Genomic DNA, 17,148 nt, shown 5'->3' with positions numbered 1-17,148 from the left:
CATCATGACCACGATCGCAGTTCTCGGAAACGGCCGCGTCGGCGGCAACCTCGCCCAGGCCCTCATCCGGGCAGGGCATGAGGTGACCGTGGCGGACCGTGCGCCGGGCGCCGCCGCCGACGCCGCCCGGACAGCGCAGATCGTCATCAACGCCACCCCGGGCGCCGGCTCGCTTGAGCGACTCACGGCGCTGTGCGAGGAGCTGCGGGGCAAGATCCTTGTCGACGTCTCCAACGCCACCGTCGACGGACCGGACGGACTGCCCGCCGACCTGATCTACCCCGGTTCAAGCCTGGCCGAGCAGCTCCAGGAAGCGCTCCCCGACACGCGCGTCGTCAAGACGCTCAACACGATGCTCTTCCCGGTGATGACCGCGCCCGCCGCGCTCGCCCAGTCGCCGACCGTCTTCCTCTCCGGCGCGGACCCGGAGGCCAAGCAGGTCGTACGGGGGCTTCTCGCCGACCTCAGCTGGCAGCAGGAGTGGATCACGGACCTCGGTGGGATCGAGACCGCCCGCGCCACGGAGGCCGCGATCCTGTTCGTACCGCACGTGATCCGATCCAGCGGATTCGCGCCCTTCGCCATCTCGATCACCCGCTGAAAGTTCGAGGCAACTCTGCCGGAGGACGACCGTGAGACTTGGCGGCGGCCGTCAATCCATCGCCACAGGGACACCTCATCCTCCCGGCACAGCGGGGCCCACGACAGCCGTCACGCCCCGACGTGACCCGCGTCGAGGAGACCGCCGTCGCGCCCGCCGGCCGGGAGAGGGTGACGCTCGCCGCGGGCGTGGAGGCGCTGCCGGTGACCACCCGAGGCTGGCGATATATTCCGTAGCTCGATATATACTCGATGCATGACCAGACAGAATCCGCCCTTGACGGAACCGCAGTACTTCATCCTTGCTGCACTCATGGATGGTCCGTTGCACGGTTACGGCATCATCAAGGCTGCCGAGCAGGCCACCGACGGGCGGCTCCGGATCGCTGTCGGCACTCTCTACGGCGCGCTGGAGCGGATGGAGCGGGCCGGGCTGGTGGCCGCCGGCCATGAGGAGATCGTGGACGGGCGGGCGCGGCGCTACTACCGGCTCACCGAGGACGGCACCGAGGCGCTCGGCCGGGAGGCGCTGCGGATGCAGCAGGCGGCGGCCGTCGTCATCGGACACTCGCGGGATGCCGGAGCGGCCCCGGCATGAATCGTCTGCTGCTTGCGGCCTATCCCGAGCCCTACCGTTCCCGGCAGGGAGAGGAGGTGCTGGCCTGCCTGTCCGAGGCGTATCCGGGCCGCTCCTGGCCCCCGCCGCGGGAAGTTGCCGCCTTGGCGCGTGCCGGGGTGCAGGCCCGCGCCCGTGCCGTCGTCGACACGGCCCGGCCGTGGTGGCTGGACGGCATCCATCTGGCCGCCCTGGCCCTCGCCGCGCTGGCGCTGGTGCCGTACTTGCAGGATGTGTGGCACTGGGCACTGCACATCGACCCCGGACAGCACGCCATCGCCTTCCACTTCTCCGGCTGGTACCCGTGGGCCGAAGGTCCCACGCGGATACGGCTGCTGCCCTACGGGCTGCTCCCGCTGAGCTGCCTGATCGCCCTGCTGCGCGGCAGACCGTGGATCGCGCTGCCGGCCGCGGCAGCCATGATCTGGGCCGGCGCCACGTCCCACGGCCGCACCCTCTTCGGCGACGAGGGCAAGGCGGGCCTGGGCTACTACGGTCTTGGCGCCCCGATAACGGCCCGTGACCTGGTGCTGTCGGGGGCACTGTGCGCCGCGTGCGCCGTGCTGGCGCTCTGCCGTCCCAGCCGTCTGCGACGCCGCTCGTACCGCTGGCTGGCCCCCGTCGTGCTCGCCATGTTCGTGGCCGGGGACCTGCACATCATCTCCGTCAGTCCGGCTTTCCAGCGCGGTTTGTTCGTCCTCGAAGTCGCCGCGCTGATCGCCGCGTGGGTGGCGACGGCCGCCACCGGCGACCACCGGTGGCTGATCCCGGTCGCGGCGTTCGCGATCGTCCGCACGCAGGCGATCGTCGTCCGGCCGGACGCGTTCATGCAGTCCTTTCCGGACCTGGTCGTCCTCATCCTGCTGATCGCACCCCTCCCCGCCCTGGCGATCGCCGCCCAGCGCCGACAGGGGCAGGCACTCGCCGAATAGGAGCGGACCCCCGGTGGGCCGGCCGAGCCCGGCGGCCCACGTCGTGCCACAAGACGTGCGCGACCGAACTCCCCCAACGGAAGAAACAGAGCGATGATCCAGCACGATTCTCCGTCCCTGCCCGCGCACCGTCCGGGGGCCTCACGGCAGGCCCCCGAGGCTCCCGACGACCCCAGCCCGTCGCGTACGACACGGCCGTGGATGCCGGCTCTGCTGTACACCCTGGGGTTCCTGACGGTCTACCTCCTCGCCATCTGCACCCCGTGGGGGCAACGAGCTGAGAACGCCCTGTTCGATCTCGGTAAACAGGGCGGCGAAGAAGCATGGATCTACCCCCTGTCAGGAGCGGCCTACGGCTCGACGCCCCTGCCGCCGATGGAATTGAGCGCCAAGCCCACCCTGATGGTGGGCCTGGCCGTCATCGTGGTCCTCACCCTGGTGCGGCGGTGCTGGCGGCAGGGATGCGCGGCGCTCGGGGTCGTCATTCTCACGACCGGAGGCAAGGAGGTGCTCAGATCGACCATCCTGCCCCGCCCCGATCTGGTGGGCGCGCCGGAGAATCTCCTTGATCAGGGTTTCCCCAGCGGGCACACGGCCATCCCCGCCGCGCTGACCCTCGCCGCCGTCCTCGTGGTTTCCCCCCGCATCCGCCCCTACGTCGCCACGGCCGGTGTGCTGTGGCTCGCCTGCATCGCCGCCGCCAGCGCGACCATGGGCGGCCACCGGCCCAGCGAAGTGCTGGGAGCCACACTGTTGGCCTGTGCCTGTTACGGCCTCGCAACCTGGCTGCTGCCGCCAGCCGCCGCGCCGGGCGCCACGCGGAGCCCCCGTGCGCTGCCCGTCATCACCCTGACGCTGGCACTGGCCGTCGCCCTCGTTTCCGGCGCACGGAACGACACCCTCACAAGGTCACTGGTCTCCGCGGCGACGGCCTTCATATGTGCGGCCCTGGTCTGGTACGCCGCAGTCGGGCGGCCCGCACACACCGCACGCCGCACACGCTCCGCACTGGACTGACCACCCGGCCGGCTCCGGGCGGGAACCGGCGCATCCCGGCGAAGATCGCCGAAGTGTCGTTCACCAGCGACGACGGGGTCCGCGATGTGATCCACAACTTCAACACCGACGACTTCGACTCGCGCTGCCCGACATACAAGGGCGGGCGGCCCAGGACGTTCACGCTGCCCGAGCGCCGCGAGATCAAGAAGATCGCGAAGTCCAAGCCGACCGAGCACGACCTGCGCTTTTCCACCTGGAGTCTGTCCAAGCCGGCGGACTTCCTGGTCGCAGAGGGGGTGAACGACGACATCAGCCACGAGGGCCTGCGCATCCTGCTCCGCGAGGAAGGCGTCTCCTTTCAACCTGAAGACCTGGAAGACCTCCCGCGACCCGGACTACGCGGCCAGGAAGGCCCGCGTCGAGCACCTCTACGCGATCGCCGACGGGGAGGTCCTGCCCGGGGAAGGCGAGCCCGAAGTCGTCTTCTGCATGGACGAGTTCGGCCCGTTCAACCTCATGCCCCACCCCGGGAAGCAGTGGGCCGAGCACGGTGCCAAGTACAAGGACCCCGACCGTGAGCCGCGCCGCAGGCGGCGGGCGAACTACAACCGCTACGGCGGAGTGCGGCACCTGTTCGCCGCCCTGGACCTGGCCAAGGACAAGCTCTACGGCCACATCAAGCCGGTCAAGCGGCGGACGCAGTTCCTGGAGTTCTGCCGCTGCCTGCGCACCCTCTACCCGGACGAGGTCCGTATCGCGATCGTCTGCGACATCTTCTCCCCGCACCTGACCACGAAGAAGTGCCAGGGGGTCGGCACCTGGGCCGCGGCGAACAACGTCGAGATCGCCTACACCCCGAAGAGACTCCTCCTGCCTCAACCGCATCGAGGCCCAGTTCACCGCCCTGCGCTACTTCACCCTCGACGGCACCGACCACGCCACCCACAAAGAGCAGGGCAGCATGATCAGCCGCCACATCATCTGGCGAAACCGTCATGCCGGCGACCGGCACCTACGCGCCGCCGTCGACAGGGCGAACGTTGCCTGATGCGGCACCAGCGCTCTCCATGTGCCAACCAAAAGTCTCGGTCACAGGGGCCGCCGAGACCCCGATGAATTGCATAAACGTGCAGCGAAACGTATAGTCATGCCATCCAAGAGGAGGATGGACACCATGGCGGTACGGGCGGCAGTGGCCGGAGCGAGCGGGTACGCGGGCGGAGAACTCCTGCGTCTGCTCCTGACGCACCCCGGTGTCGAGATCGGCGCCCTGACCGGCAACTCCAACGCCGGTCAGAGGCTCGGCCAGCTCCAGCCGCACCTGCTGCCGCTGGCCGACCGGGTCCTGGCCGAGACGACCCCCGAGGTCCTCGCCGGACATGACGTCGTCTTCCTCGCACTCCCGCACGGACAGTCCGCCGCGGTCGCCGAACAGCTCGGCCCCGACGTCCTCGTGGTGGACATGGGCGCCGACTTCCGGCTGGAGGACGCGGGCGACTGGGAGCGTTTCTACGGCTCCCCGCACGCCGGCACCTGGCCGTACGGCCTGCCGGAACTGCCGGGCGCCCGCGCCGCGCTGGAGGGGTCCAAGCGCATCGCGGTGCCCGGCTGCTACCCGACCGCCGTCTCCCTGGCGCTGTTCCCGGCCTACGCGGCCGGACTCGCCGCCGCCGAGGCCGTGATCGTCGCCGCGTCCGGCACGTCCGGCGCGGGCAAGGCGGCCAAGCCCCACCTGCTGGGCAGCGAGGTCATGGGGTCCATGTCGCCGTACGGCGTCGGCGGGGTCCACCGGCACACCCCCGAGATGATCCAGAACCTCTCCGCGGCCGCCGGCGAGCCCGTCTCCGTCTCCTTCACCCCGACCCTCGCGCCGATGCCCCGCGGCATCCTCGCCACCTGCAGCGCGAAGGCCGCCGAGGGGGTCACCGGTGAGGTGTTGCGCGCCGCCTACCAGAAGGTGTTCGCCGACGAGCCGTTCGTGCGTCTGCTGCCCGAGGGGCAGTGGCCCGCGACGGCGTCCGTCTACGGTTCCAACGCCGTTCAGGTGCAGGTCGCACACGACGAGGCCGCGGGCCGCATCATCGCCATCAGCGCCATCGACAACCTGACCAAGGGCACCGCGGGCGGTGCCGTGCAGAGCATGAACATCGCCCTCGGACTCGACGAGACCACCGGACTTTCCACGATCGGAGTCGCACCGTGAGCCGCCGGCACCTGCCGGCGGCAGCCGGGGGAGCACCCGCGGCCACCGGGCCGCGGACGACCGGGGGTGCCTCCCAGGCCCTCAAGGCACTGGGGGAGGCCGCACCGCAGCGCCGCGCGGGCGGAGAAGCGAAAGAGGAGATGCAGTGAGCGTCACGGCAGCACAGGGGTTCCGGGCGGCGGGCATCGGCGCCGGGATCAAGCAGAACGGCAACCCGGACCTGGCCCTCGTGGTCAACACCGGGCCCCGCCGCGCCGCCGCCGGTGTCTTCACCTCCAACCGCATCAAGGCCGCGCCGGTCCTGTGGTCCGAGCAGGTCCTCAAGGGCGGCCAGGTCTCCGCCGTGATCCTCAACTCCGGTGGCGCCAACGCCTGTACGGGGCCGAAGGGCTTCCAGGACACGCACGCCACCGCCGAGAAGGTCGCCGAGGTGCTGGAGGGCCACAGCGCGGGCGAGGTCGCCGTCTGCTCCACCGGCCTCATCGGAGTCCTGCTCCCCATGGACAAGCTCCTCCCGGGGGTCGGCGCGGCGGCGGAGGCCCTGAGCGAGCACGGCGGTGAGAAGGCCGCCATCGCCATCAAGACCACCGACACCGTCCACAAGACGTCGGTCGTGACCCAGGACGGATGGACCGTCGGCGGCATGGCCAAGGGCGCCGGCATGCTCGCCCCGGGCCTGGCCACCATGCTCGTCGTGCTGACCACCGACGCCGACCTCGACAGCGCCACCCTGGACAAGGCCCTGCGCGCCGCCACCGCGGTCACCTTCGACCGCGTCGACTCCGACGGCTGCATGTCCACCAACGACACCGTGCTGCTGCTCGCCTCGGGCGCCTCCGGACTCACCCCCGGCTACGAGGAGTTCGCCGCCGCCGTACGCACCGTCTGCGACGACCTCGGCCAGCAGCTGATCCGGGACGCCGAGGGCGCCAGCAAGGACATCCGGGTCGAGGTGGTCAACGCCGCGAGCGAGGACGACGCCGTCGAGGTGGGCCGCTCCATCGCCCGCAACAACCTCCTCAAGTGCGCGATCCACGGCGAGGACCCCAACTGGGGCCGCGTCCTGTCCGCGATCGGCACCACCTCCGCCGCCTTCGAGCCCGACCGGCTGAACGTCGCCATCAACGGGGTCTGGGTGTGCCGCGACGGCGGGGTCGGCGAGGACCGCGACCAGGTCGACATGCGCTACCGCGAGGTGCACATCGTCGCGGACCTCGCGGCCGGCACCGAGACCGCCACGATCTGGACCAACGACCTCACCGCGGACTACGTCCACGAGAACAGCGCGTACTCGTCATGAGCAATGTGACCCGCAGGCACACCGCCCTGCCCAAGGCCCAGATCCTCATCGAGGCGCTGCCCTGGCTGGTCCGGCACAACGGCAAGACCGTCGTCATCAAGTTCGGCGGCAACGCCATGATCGACGAGGACCTGAAGGCCGCGTTCGCCCAGGACGTCGTGTTCCTGCACCACGCCGGCCTCAAGCCCGTCGTGGTGCACGGCGGCGGCCCGCAGATCAGCGCCGCCCTCGACCGGCACGGCATCGTCAGCGAGTTCAAGGCCGGCCTGCGCGTCACCACCGAGGACGCCATGGACGTCGTACGGATGGTGCTGGCCGGGCAGGTCCAGCGCGAACTCGTGGGACTGCTCAACCAGCACGGCCCGCTCGCCGTCGGCCTCACCGGCGAGGACGCGCACACCATCACCGCAACCAAGCACCAGCCCGAGATCGACGGGGAGTTGGTCGACATCGGGCGGGTGGGCGAGATCACCGCGATCGACACCGGCGCGATCGAGGCGCTGCTCGCCGACGGCCGTATCCCGGTCGTCTCCTCGATCGCACGGAGCCAGGACGACGGACATGTCTACAACGTCAATGCTGATACGGCTGCTGCGGCACTCGCTGCGGCGCTGGGCGCCGAAACCCTCATGGTCCTCACCGACGTCGAGGGCCTCTACGAGGACTGGCCGCACAGCGACGAGGTGATCAGCCGCCTCACCGCCTCCCAACTGGAGAAGCTGCTGCCGGAGTTGTCCGCCGGCATGGTGCCGAAGATGGAGGGCTGCCTGCACGCCGTACGCGGCGGGGTGAACACCGCGCGGGTCATCGACGGCCGGGTGCAGCACTCGATCCTGCTGGAGATCTTCACCGACGAGGGCATCGGCACGATGGTCGTGCCCGACGCGCAAGAGGGGGACGCCGGATGACCGGGACCAACGCGGAGCTCACCGAACGCTGGCAGGGCTCGCTGATGAACAACTACGGCACCCCGCGCCTGCCGCTCGTGCGCGGCGCGGGTGCCAGGCTCTGGGACGCCGACGGCAGGGAGTACGTCGACTTCGTCGGCGGCATCGCGGTCAACGCGCTCGGCCACGCGCACCCGGCGGTCGTCCGGGCGGTCAGCGAGCAGATCGCCTCCCTCGGCCACGTCTCCAACCTCTTCGTCGCCGAGCCGCCCGTCGCGCTCGCCGAACGGCTCCTCCAGCTCTTCGGCCGCGACGGCAGGGTCTACTTCTGCAACTCGGGCGCCGAGGCCAACGAGGGCGCCTTCAAGATCGGCCGGCTCACCGGGCGCACCCACATGGTGGCCACCGAGGGCGGCTTCCACGGCCGGACCATGGGCGCCCTCGCCCTCACCGGCCAGCCCGGCAAGCGGGAACCCTTCCTGCCGCTGCCCGGCGACGTCACACATGTGCCCTACGGCGACCCGCAGGCGCTGGCCGCCGCGGTCACCGAGGACACCGCCCTCGTCGTCATCGAGCCGGTCCAGGGCGAGAACGGGGTCGTGGTGCCCCCGCCCGGCTACCTCAAGGCGGCCCGCGCCATCACCGCCGCCTCCGGTTCGCTGCTGGTCCTCGACGAGGTGCAGACCGGTGTCGGCCGTACCGGCCACTGGTTCGAGTACCAGGCGCACGAGGGCGTCCTGCCGGACGTCGTGACGCTCGCGAAGGGACTCGGCGGGGGACTTCCGCTGGGCGCCACCGTGGCCTTCGGGCGGGCGGCGGAACTGCTGCGCCCCGGGCACCACGGGACGACCTTCGGCGGCAACCCGGTCGCCTGCGCCGCCGGCCTCGCGGTGCTCGACACGATCGAGTCCGAGGGCCTGCTGGAGAACGTGAAGCGGCAGAGCGCGCAGCTGCGCGACGGGATCGAGGCGCTGGGCCACCCGTTGATCGCCCATGTCCGGGGTGCGGGCCTCCTGCTGGGTATCGTGCTCACCGAGCCTCTCGCGCCGCAGGTGCAGCAGGCGGCTCAGGACGCCGGCCTCCTGGTGAACGCGCCCGCCCCCGATGTCGTACGGCTGATGCCGCCGCTGAATCTCCGCGACGACGAGGTGGACGCCCTCCTCCGGGCGCTGCCCGGCGTCCTGGACGTGGCCAACGGGGACGGATGACGCGGGGAATGAGACGACGATGAGCCAGGCGCAGGACCACGACCAGACCGCAGGGCCCGCCGTGCCGCAGACCCGCACCGCACGCCACCGCCGGATCGTGGACATCCTCAACCGGCAACCGGTGCGCTCACAGAGCCAGTTGGCGAAACTCCTCGCCGACGACGGGCTGACCGTCACCCAGGCGACGCTCTCCCGGGACCTCGACGAGCTGAACGCGGTGAAGATCCGCAACACCGACGGCGACCTCATCTACGCGGTCCCGAGCGAGGGCGGCTTCCGCACCCCGCGCGCACCGCTGGGCGGGTCGGCGAAGGAGGACCGGATGCGGCGCCTGTCCGCGGAGCTGCTGATCTCCGCGGAGGCCTCCGCGAACCTCGTGGTCCTGCGCACCCCGCCGGGGGCCGCGCAGTTCCTCGCCTCGGCCATCGACCAGGCGGAACTGCAGGACATCCTCGGCACGATCGCCGGCGACGACACCCTGCTGCTGATCAGCCGCGACCCGCTGGGCGGCCAGGCCCTGGCGGACCACCTGCTGCGGCTGGCCCAGAACGGACACTGACCCGCGCTGTCGTTCTCGGTCGGGCTTCGGTCGCGGAACGGTCGATTCCGGGCTGAATGCAGCGACACCTCGGTGCCGAGGGCGACCCCGTCAACCGCATCGACCTCAACGGGCTGATGTCCAGTCGGGTCGGGCAACGATTCGAAGGCGGCAACACCGTGGCGTCTCGCCTGATCGGCGCGACTCCGGCAGTGCTGGGTGTGCTGTACGCCTTCGGGGTGGTCGGACAGTGGGCCGTCAACAAGGGCTACCGAGCTCTTTCTGCTGAACGACCGGGCTCACCCCAGCCGCGCGGCCAGCCCCCCGGTGCACCGCACCTCGTCGCCCGCCGTGATCAGGAGGGCCTCGGTGTCCGGCAGGGACTCCAGCCAGGCCAGGCCCTCCCGGGAACCCATCGCGAAGGCCGCGGTCGCCCAGCAGTCCGCCCAGGTCAGTGCGGGTGCCACGACGGTCACGGCGACCAGGTCGGTGACCGCGGAGCGGCCGGTGCGCGGGTCGACGATGTGGGCGCCGCGTTCGGCGGTGCCGGAGGTCGCGACGGCCAGTTCGTCCGTGCCGCCGGCGGAGATCACGGCGGCCAGCCCGCCGGGCCGCAGCGGGTCCGACACCCCGACGCGCCACGGCCGTTGGGGTCCCGGCGTGCCGAGCAGCTGGACGTCGCCGCCCCCGTTGACGCTCACCCCGCTCGCACCCGCCGCCGCGAGGAGCCGGGCCGCGCGCTCGGCGGCCCAGCCCTTGACGATGCCGGTCGGGTCGAGCCGCCCCTCGTAGCGCAGGCTGAACCAGCCCTCGCTGGTCCGCTCCGCCTCCGCGCCGAGCGCCAGCACCTCGGCGACCAGCGGATCGCACTCCTCGACGGTCAGTTCACCGCGGGCCAGCCGGGACAGCTCGCTGTCCTCGCGGTAGGTGCTGAACACCTCGTTCACCCGGTGCAGCCCGGCGACGGCCTCCTCAAGCGCCGCGCGCACCGCACCGGGTTCCCCGCCGCGGACGTCGAAGGAGAAGACCGTCCCCATGACCTCCTCCGCATGACGTACCGCGGCGGGAGCTTCCGCAGGATCGGCCACCGTGTCAGCCACCGGCCTGGTCCAGCGCCGACTGCAGGGACTGCTTGTAGCCGCTGCTGGTGTACGTCGCCCCGGACACCGAGTCGATGTCGGCGCTGCCGGCGGCCACCGCCTCCTGGTTGAGCTTGGGCACGGACAGCGCGGTCTTCTGGTCGCTGGTCCCGCCCTTCGGCGCCTGGATCGTCTCGGCCTTGGTGATCTTCCCGCCGCTGACGGTGATCCGGACCTGGACGGGCCCGTACTGCGTCTGCGCCACGCTGCCGGTGACGGTCCGGGTGATCTCCGCGCCGCCCGAGCCGCCCGAGCCCTTCGAGGCACCCGCACCGGCGGAGGCGCTCTGCGAGGCGCCCGCGGCGGGCTGGGCCGCCTTGACCTTGTCCAGCGCGGACTGCAGGGACTGCTTGTAGCCGTTGCTGGTGTACGTCGCTCCGGACACGGCGTCGATGTCCGCGCTCTGCGCGGCGACGGCCTCCTGGTTGAGCTTGGGCACGGACAGCGCGGTCTTCTGGTCGCTGGTCCCGCCCTTCGGCGCCTGTACGGCCTCCGCCTTGGTGATCTTGCCGCCGCTCAGGGTCAGGCGTACCTGGACCGCGCCGTACTGGGTCTGGGACACAGTGCCGGTGACGGTGCCGTTCCCGGCCGCCTCGGCGCCGCCCTGTGCCGCCTCCTGGGCCGGCGCGGTCTGCTGCGGGGCGCTGCCCGCCGCCGCCGCGGAGGCCGGGTCGGACGCCGGCTTCAGCGACAGCAGCAGCACGACTCCCGACACGGTCGCGGCGGTGGCCAGCACGACACGCCGGATGGGGTGACTCTTCCTCATCTGGTCTGAGCTCCTGAAGTCCCGTCGCTCACATCTCGAACGACTCGTGATGGATGCGGCGGGCGGGAACCCCCGCGCCGCGCAGTGCTTCGTAGACGGACTGCGCGAAACCGTTCGGCCCGCACATGAACACGTCGTGGTTGTCGATGTCCGGCAGCTTGCGCCGCAGGCTCTCCGCGGAGATGTCCGGGCGTTCCCCGTCCGGGCTGTTGACCGCGTACATGAGCCGGGCGCCGCGCTCCTCGGCGATGGCCGCCAGCTCGTCCCACAGCGCCAGGTCCTGGGTGCTGTTGGCCCGGTAGAGCAGGGTGATGTCGCCGGACGCGCCGGGCAGCGTCTCGAACAGGGCCCGCATCGGGGTGATGCCCACGCCGCCCGCGACCAGCAGCACCTTGCCCTGGCTGCGCCGGCTCGCGGTCAGCGCGCCGTAGGGTCCCTCGGCCCACACCTTCGTGCCGGGGGTGAGCTCGCGCAGCCCGGCGCTGTGGTCGCCGATCGCCTTCACGGTGATCCGCAGCATGTCGGGGCGGGGGGCCGCCGACAGCGAGTAGGGGTGCGAGCTGAAGCGCATGCCCGGGGCGAGGAACCGCCAGCGGAAGAACTGGCCCGCCTCCGCGCCCATCCGGTGCAGTTTCCGGCCGCCGATGAGGACCGACACGATGCCCGGCGTCTCCTCGATCACCGCCTCGACCCGCATGCGGTGACGGAGGTTCAGCCGGATGGGGGTGAGGATGCGGTACCAGACGACCAGGGCGGTGACCGAGCCGTACAGCGCGTACCAGACCGTCTTGGCGACCGGCTCGACCGCGAAGTCGTTGCCGGTGGTCAGCTGGTGCCAGAACGTCAGGAACACCGCCGCGTACGTCATCAGGTGCACGTGGTACCAGGTGTCGTACGGCATCCGGCGGCGGATCCCGCCGATCGAGACCAACCCGATGAGCAGCAGCAGGCCGGCGCCGATGGCGGCCTTGCCCATGTCGGGCAGCTGGTTGATGGAGTCGGTCGTCTGCTGGACGATGTCGCCGAGCGACTTGCCGGCCTGCAGGGCGTAGCCCCACATGGTCAGGAAGATGTGGGCGAGGACGAGGCAGAGCGTGTAGCGGCCGCTCATCGCGTGCCAGCGGGCGACCCGGTCGGAACCGACCCGGCGTTCCAGCGCGGGCACCCGGGCCATCTGGAGCACCACGAGCGCCATCAGGTAGCCGGCCAGCAGGCCGGTGATCCGGCCCGCGTTGAGGATCTTGCCGTTGTCGTCGGGGATGGAGGCGGTGTTGTGCCACCACAGCCACAGCACGCCGGCCGCGCCGGCCCAGACGGCGATCAGCAGGATGGTCGCAGGCGAACGGCGCGGGCGGATGCGGCGCATCGTCTGGCGGCGGGCGGCGCGGCCGCCTGCGAGCGTCGTGGTCACGGTTCCTCCGGGGACGGGGCAAGGGGGGTGGCGTGGTCCCTCGGTCCTCAGATACGTGCGGTGGCGCCCTGGTGTTCAGCTGTGGGCGGAGTCCAGTGCGGACTGGAGTGACTGGCGGTAACCGTCACTGGTGTAGGTGGCACCCGAGACGGTGTCGATCGAGGCGCTCTGCGCCGTCAGGGCCTCACCGCGCAGCCGGGGGAGGGCGTAGCTGTTGATCTCCTGGTCCCGTGGGTTGTCGGTGGGGTAGGTGACGGCCGTCACGTCGGTGAGCTTGCCGTTCTTGAGGGTGATCCGCACCTGGACGGGACCCCAACGGGTCTGGACGGTGTCACCGTCCACGGACCTGGTGCCGCTGGAGCCGCTGGTGGACCCGCTCCCGGACGTGCCGCCGGACCCGCTCGACGCGCTCGCCGAAGGGGCGGTGGACGGGGCGGTCGCCGGGGCCGACACGGCGATCTGCGGGGTCGTGTGCGGCTTGAGGGACAGCAGCAGCACCATCCCCGACACGGTGGCGGCGCTCGCCAGCACGACGCGGCGCAGCGGACGGTTCTTCTTCAGCGCGTGCACGTCTGCTGCCCCAAATCTTCCTGCCTCACGGCTTCCTGCCTCACTGCTCTCAGAGTTCGAACGACTCGTGGTGGATACGGCGGTCCGGCACACCGGCGGCGCGCAACGCCTCGTACACGTCGCGGGCGAAACCGTGCGGCCCGCAGAGGTACACGTCGTGCGCGGCGAGGTCGGGCACCGCCTGGCGCAGCGACCCGGCGGTGAAGCTCGGGCGCCGCCCGTCCGCCCCGTTCAGCGCGTACAGCACCTTCGCGCCACGCCACCGCGCGATGGCCTCCAGTTCGCTGCCCAGCGCCAGGTCCTCGGCCCGGCTCGCCCGGTACAGCAGGGTCACCTCGCCCGGCAGCGTCTCGAAAAGCGCCCGGAGCGGGGTGATGCCGACGCCGCCGCCGATCAGCAGCGCCTTCGGCGCGGTACGCCGGTCGGCGGTGAGGGAGCCGTAGGGACCCTCCGCCCACACCCGGATCCCCGGCCGCAGCAGGGGGATCGCCGCGCTGTGGTCACCGAGCGACTTGACGGTGATCCGCATCAGGTCGGACCGGGGCGGCGCCGACAGGGAGTACGGCGTGGAGGTCCACCACATGCCCTCGGTGAGGAACCTCCAGCGGAAGAACTGCCCGGCCTGCGCGCCCAGTTCGTCCAGCCGCCGCCCGCGTACGACGACGGACCACACTCCGGCCGCCTCCTGGTGCACCGACTCGACCCGCAGCCGGTGCCGCACGTTCAGCCGCACCGGCACGAGAACGCGGAACCAGAGGACCAGCGCCGCGACCCCCAGGTACAGCGCGTACCAGGCGGCCCGGACCGGTCCGCCGCCGGTGAGGTCGGTGCCCAGCTGGACCTGGTGGAAGAAGGTGAGGAACACGGCCAGGTAGGTCAGCAGGTGGACGTAGTACCAGAACTCGAAGCCGACCCGCCGCCGCACGGCACGCGCCGAGGTGATGCCGACCGCGAACAGGATCACCGTGCCGACGGTCGCCTTCAGCATGTCCGGATAGTCGAGGACCACCGTCAGCGTCTCGTGCACGAACGACACGCCGTCCTGGGCGGCGTACCCGGTGAGGATCAGCACGATGTGCGCGACCAGCAGGCAGACGGTGTAGCGGCCCGCCATCGCGTGCCAGCGCGCCACCCGGTCGGAGCCGATCCGGCGCTCCAGCAGCGGCACCCGGGCCATCATCCCGACCAGCACCGCGCAGGCGTATCCGCACAGCAGCCCGGCGATCCGTCCGGCGTTCGTCAGCCAGCCGGCCGTGCCGACCACCGACCCGGCGTTCAGCCACCACGCCGCCACCGCGACCGCGGCCCCGGCCCACAGCAGGGCGAGCAGCGGGCCCGCGGGGGAGCGGCGGGCGGCGGGCGGCACCGGGGGTGCCGTCGTCCGCTCGTGCAGGGTGGTCATGGGTGCGACCTTTCTTCCGTCCTGGCCACCACTGTGCGGGCGCAACCTCTGAGCACGCTCTCAACAGGCACCCGCCGAGCGCACTCAGAGGAAACTCAGAGGGTGCGGCGGCACCGGCCGCCGCACCGAGGGGCGATCCTGGAGAGGCGATGAACACCACCCGCTCCGGCCGCCCCGCGCTCACCCGTCCCGACGGCACGCCCCTGCGTGTCCTCGTCGTCGATGACGACCCCGACCTCGCAGAGGTGCTGTGCGGCGCCCTGCGCTACGAGGGCTGGCAGGTGCGCGCGGCCGGCGACGGCGCGTCGGCGGTCACCGCGGCCGGAGAGCTGGAGCCGGACGCCGTCGTGCTGGACGTGATGCTCCCGGACACCGACGGTTTCGCCGTGCTGCGCTCGCTGCACGCGGTGCTGCCCGAGGTCTGTGTGCTCTTCCTCACCGCGCGGGACGGGGTGGAGGACCGCATCGCGGGCATCACGGCGGGCGGCGACGACTACGTCACCAAGCCCTTCAGCCTGGAGGAGGTCGTCGCCCGGCTGCGCGGGCTGCTGCGCCGCGCCGGGATGGCCCGGCAGCTGGAGGAGGGTCCGCGGCTGGTCGTCGGCGACCTCGTGATGGACGAGGAGGCGCACGAGGTGACCCGCGCGGGCGAACTGGTCGAGCTGTCACCGACCGAGTTCGAGCTCCTGCGGTTCCTGATGCGCAACCCGCGCCGCGTGCTGAGCAAGGCGCAGATCCTCGATCGCGTCTGGTCCTACGACTTCGGTGGCCGCGCCCACGTCGTGGAGCTGTACATCTCCTACCTGCGCAAGAAGGTGGACGCGGGCCGCGAGCCCATGATCCACACGGTGCGCGGGGCCGGCTACGTGCTGAAGCCGGTGTCCAGGTGAGGTCACCGCAGGAGGGGCTGCACCGGGTCGCGGCGGCCTGGGCACGGGCCCTGGCCGCCACGGCACGCCGGGTGAGGCCCGGCCGGGCGGGGACGGCTCGCCGGTCCGGGGCCGGCCGGGCGGGGACGCGGTGGGGCGGGCGTCTGCCCCGGCCGCACACGCTGCGCGCCCGGCTCACCGTGGGTCTCGTCGTCCTGCTCGCCGTCAGCTGCGCCGCCGTGGGCGTGGCCGCCGTACTGGAACTCGACGGATTCCTCACCGGCCGGCTGGACGAGCAGCTGAGCGAGACCGGGAGCCGGTTCCCGGCGAGCCTGGAGCACAACGGGAAGCCGCCAGGCCAGAAGGACGACCACGACGGCGACGAACACGGTGACACCCGCAAGCAGGGCGCCGGCACGCTCGGCGTGCGGCTGGTCGGCGGCTCGGTCACGAACGCGGCGGTCGTCCCCTCCGGCGCGGCCACCACGATGCTCACGGTGCGCCTCACCGCCGGGGACGCGCGGCGCCTCGCCGCGGTCCCGGCCGACGGCAGGGGCCACAGCGCCGGCCTGTCCGGCCTGGGCGACTACCGGGTCATGGCGACGACCGGACTCGACGGCGACGTCCTGATCACCGGCCTGCCCCTGGAGCCGGTCGAGGCCGCCGTGCACCGCCTCGAACTGGTCGCGGGCGTCGTCTTCGGCGCGGCCCTCACCTTCACCGGCGTGGTCGGCGCCCTCTGGGTGCGCTGGTCGCTGCGGCCGCTCAGCCGGGTCGCCGCGACCGCCACCCGGGTCAGTGAACTCCCGCTGGCCAGCGGTGAGGTGGTGCTTCCGTCGCGGGCCCCCGACCCCGACCCGCACAGCGAGGTGGGCCGGGTCGCCAACGCCTTCGACCGCATGCTGCGCCATGTGGAGGACGCGCTCACCGAACGCCACGCGAGCCAGGAGCGGTTGCGCAGCTTCGCCGCCGACGCCAGTCACGAACTGCGCACGCCGGTCGCCTCGGTCCGCGGCCACGCCGAACTCGCCCTGCTGCACCCGGGCCCGGTGCCGGCGGAGGTCTCCCGGGCGCTGGAGCGCATCGCCGCCGAGTCGTCCCGGATGAGCGACATGGTCGACGAACTCCTGCTGCTGGCCCGGCTGGACGCGGGCCGACCGCTGGAACGCCTCCCCGTCGACCTGACCCGTCTGGTCCTCGACGCCGTCACCGACGCCCGGGCCGTCGGCCCCGGCCACCGCTGGACGATGGAACTGCCCGAGGAACCGGTCACGGTGACCGGCGACGAGCACCGTCTGCACCAGGCGCTCGCCAACCTGCTGGCCAACGCCCGCCTGCACACCCCCGCCGGCACGAAGGTGACGGTGTCCCTGGACACGGACGGCGCGGCGGCCGTCCTCAGCGTCCACGACGACGGCCCCGGCGTCGCGGAGGACATCCGCCCGGGCGTCTTCGAACGCTTCACGCGGGCCGACCGCCGGGCCAAGGGCGCGGGCGGCGGCGGGGGCGCCGGCCTGGGCCTGGCGATCGTCGCCGCGGTGGTGGAGGCCCACGCGGGGACCGTGGACCTGCACAGCCGCCCGGGCTCGACGACGTTCACCCTGCGGCTGCCGGCACCGGGTGACGGCGGCCCGGGCGGGACGCCGTAGCACCACGGCGGCCAGGGCGGGATGCCGTAGCACCACGGCGGCCCGGGCGGGATGCCGTA

16 protein-coding genes and 1 pseudogene are annotated in these 17,148 nt (G+C 72.0%); 12 read left to right on the top strand and 5 right to left on the bottom strand.

Annotated elements, in window-relative coordinates; all coding sequences use genetic code 11:
- Window positions 1-4: 4 nt before the first annotated feature.
- The 10 genes and pseudogenes from AC07AZ_RS14195 (at window position 5) to AC07AZ_RS14150 (ending at window position 9,304) form a co-directional block, all read left to right on the top strand.
- The gene (locus AC07AZ_RS14195; RefSeq protein ID WP_478847284.1) at window positions 5-601 is read left to right on the top strand and encodes an NADPH-dependent F420 reductase; all 597 of its coding nucleotides are present in this window, start codon (window positions 5-7) and stop codon (window positions 599-601) included.
- Between the two features lie 255 nt (window positions 602-856).
- Window positions 857-1,198, top strand: coding sequence for a PadR family transcriptional regulator (locus AC07AZ_RS14190; protein WP_063731093.1), 342 nt, complete (start codon window positions 857-859; stop codon window positions 1,196-1,198).
- The gene (locus AC07AZ_RS14185) at window positions 1,195-2,148 is read left to right on the top strand and encodes a hypothetical protein (protein ID WP_478847282.1); all 954 of its coding nucleotides are present in this window, start codon (window positions 1,195-1,197) and stop codon (window positions 2,146-2,148) included. Before AC07AZ_RS14190 ends, AC07AZ_RS14185 begins: the two co-directional genes overlap by 4 nt.
- A gap of 201 nt (window positions 2,149-2,349) precedes the next feature.
- The gene (locus AC07AZ_RS14180; RefSeq protein ID WP_478847280.1) at window positions 2,350-3,165 is read left to right on the top strand and encodes a phosphatase PAP2 family protein; all 816 of its coding nucleotides are present in this window, start codon (window positions 2,350-2,352) and stop codon (window positions 3,163-3,165) included.
- A gap of 38 nt (window positions 3,166-3,203) precedes the next feature.
- Window positions 3,204-4,195: pseudogene (locus tag AC07AZ_RS14175) on the top strand (IS630 family transposase); the annotation flags it as partial.
- A 126-nt stretch (window positions 4,196-4,321) separates the two neighbouring features.
- Window positions 4,322-5,350: an N-acetyl-gamma-glutamyl-phosphate reductase gene (gene argC / locus AC07AZ_RS14170; protein ID WP_478847391.1), complete on the top strand. Its 1,029-nt coding sequence runs from the start codon at window positions 4,322-4,324 to the stop codon at window positions 5,348-5,350.
- A gap of 145 nt (window positions 5,351-5,495) precedes the next feature.
- Window positions 5,496-6,650 (top strand): bifunctional glutamate N-acetyltransferase/amino-acid acetyltransferase ArgJ, encoded by a 1,155-nt coding sequence (argJ, locus tag AC07AZ_RS14165; RefSeq protein WP_478847278.1) that lies wholly within the window; start codon window positions 5,496-5,498, stop codon window positions 6,648-6,650.
- Window positions 6,647-7,558, top strand: coding sequence for an acetylglutamate kinase (gene argB / locus AC07AZ_RS14160; RefSeq protein WP_478847276.1), 912 nt, complete (start codon window positions 6,647-6,649; stop codon window positions 7,556-7,558). Before argJ ends, argB begins: the two co-directional genes overlap by 4 nt.
- Complete coding sequence (locus tag AC07AZ_RS14155; protein ID WP_478847274.1) at window positions 7,555-8,745, top strand: acetylornithine transaminase; 1,191 nt, start codon at window positions 7,555-7,557, stop codon at window positions 8,743-8,745. The genes argB and AC07AZ_RS14155 overlap by 4 nt, the downstream gene beginning before the upstream one ends.
- Before the next feature lie 19 nt (window positions 8,746-8,764).
- Window positions 8,765-9,304, top strand: a complete 540-nt coding sequence (locus AC07AZ_RS14150) for an arginine repressor (RefSeq protein ID WP_356043573.1) — start codon at window positions 8,765-8,767, stop codon at window positions 9,302-9,304.
- A 278-nt stretch (window positions 9,305-9,582) separates the two neighbouring features.
- Here AC07AZ_RS14150 and AC07AZ_RS14145 read toward each other — a convergent pair whose 3' ends face one another.
- The 5 genes from AC07AZ_RS14145 to AC07AZ_RS14125 all read right to left on the bottom strand — a co-directional run bounded on the left by AC07AZ_RS14145 (window position 9,583) and on the right by AC07AZ_RS14125 (window position 14,571).
- On the bottom strand, window positions 9,583-10,371 hold the full coding sequence (locus AC07AZ_RS14145) for an FAD:protein FMN transferase (RefSeq protein WP_478847389.1): 789 nt from the start codon (window positions 10,369-10,371) through the stop codon (window positions 9,583-9,585).
- Between the two features lie 4 nt (window positions 10,372-10,375).
- Window positions 10,376-11,188 (bottom strand): FMN-binding protein, encoded by an 813-nt coding sequence (locus tag AC07AZ_RS14140; RefSeq protein ID WP_478847272.1) that lies wholly within the window; start codon window positions 11,186-11,188, stop codon window positions 10,376-10,378.
- A 28-nt stretch (window positions 11,189-11,216) separates the two neighbouring features.
- Window positions 11,217-12,599, bottom strand: coding sequence for a ferredoxin reductase family protein (locus tag AC07AZ_RS14135; RefSeq protein ID WP_478847270.1), 1,383 nt, complete (start codon window positions 12,597-12,599; stop codon window positions 11,217-11,219).
- Between the two features lie 75 nt (window positions 12,600-12,674).
- Window positions 12,675-13,169, bottom strand: a complete 495-nt coding sequence (locus AC07AZ_RS14130; RefSeq protein WP_478847268.1) for an FMN-binding protein — start codon at window positions 13,167-13,169, stop codon at window positions 12,675-12,677.
- Window positions 13,170-13,218: 49 nt separating this feature from the next.
- On the bottom strand, window positions 13,219-14,571 hold the full coding sequence (locus tag AC07AZ_RS14125; protein ID WP_478847266.1) for a ferredoxin reductase family protein: 1,353 nt from the start codon (window positions 14,569-14,571) through the stop codon (window positions 13,219-13,221).
- A gap of 149 nt (window positions 14,572-14,720) precedes the next feature.
- Between AC07AZ_RS14125 and AC07AZ_RS14120 the strand changes: the two genes are divergently transcribed.
- Both AC07AZ_RS14120 and AC07AZ_RS14115 read left to right on the top strand, forming a co-directional pair.
- Window positions 14,721-15,461, top strand: a complete 741-nt coding sequence (locus AC07AZ_RS14120; RefSeq protein ID WP_478847264.1) for a response regulator transcription factor — start codon at window positions 14,721-14,723, stop codon at window positions 15,459-15,461.
- A 143-nt stretch (window positions 15,462-15,604) separates the two neighbouring features.
- The gene (locus tag AC07AZ_RS14115; protein ID WP_478847387.1) at window positions 15,605-17,089 is read left to right on the top strand and encodes a sensor histidine kinase; all 1,485 of its coding nucleotides are present in this window, start codon (window positions 15,605-15,607) and stop codon (window positions 17,087-17,089) included.
- Window positions 17,090-17,148: the final 59 nt, after the last annotated feature.

It is taken from the genome of Streptomyces sp. NPDC043878 (assembly GCF_056435735.1).
Note: the sequence above shows the minus strand (reverse complement) of the source record. Positions and strands in the feature narration are given on the sequence as shown.

Bases quoted from the DNA above. Each gene is read 5' to 3' on its own strand.
- AC07AZ_RS14180 (WP_478847280.1), top strand. From the start codon at position 2,350: ATGCCGGCTCTGCTGTACACCCTGGGGTTCCTGACGGTCTACCTCCTC.
- AC07AZ_RS14185 (WP_478847282.1), top strand. From the start codon at position 1,195: ATGAATCGTCTGCTGCTTGCGGCCTATCCCGAGCCCTACCGTTCCCGG.
- AC07AZ_RS14125 (WP_478847266.1), bottom strand. From the start codon at position 14,571: ATGACCACCCTGCACGAGCGGACGACGGCACCCCCGGTGCCGCCCGCC.
- argB (WP_478847276.1), top strand. From the start codon at position 6,647: ATGAGCAATGTGACCCGCAGGCACACCGCCCTGCCCAAGGCCCAGATC.
- AC07AZ_RS14150 (WP_356043573.1), top strand. From the start codon at position 8,765: ATGAGCCAGGCGCAGGACCACGACCAGACCGCAGGGCCCGCCGTGCCG.
- argC (WP_478847391.1), top strand. From the start codon at position 4,322: ATGGCGGTACGGGCGGCAGTGGCCGGAGCGAGCGGGTACGCGGGCGGA.
- AC07AZ_RS14120 (WP_478847264.1), top strand. From the start codon at position 14,721: ATGAACACCACCCGCTCCGGCCGCCCCGCGCTCACCCGTCCCGACGGC.
- AC07AZ_RS14195 (WP_478847284.1), top strand. From the start codon at position 5: ATGACCACGATCGCAGTTCTCGGAAACGGCCGCGTCGGCGGCAACCTC.
- AC07AZ_RS14140 (WP_478847272.1), bottom strand. From the start codon at position 11,188: ATGAGGAAGAGTCACCCCATCCGGCGTGTCGTGCTGGCCACCGCCGCG.
- AC07AZ_RS14190 (WP_063731093.1), top strand. From the start codon at position 857: ATGACCAGACAGAATCCGCCCTTGACGGAACCGCAGTACTTCATCCTT.
- AC07AZ_RS14155 (WP_478847274.1), top strand. From the start codon at position 7,555: ATGACCGGGACCAACGCGGAGCTCACCGAACGCTGGCAGGGCTCGCTG.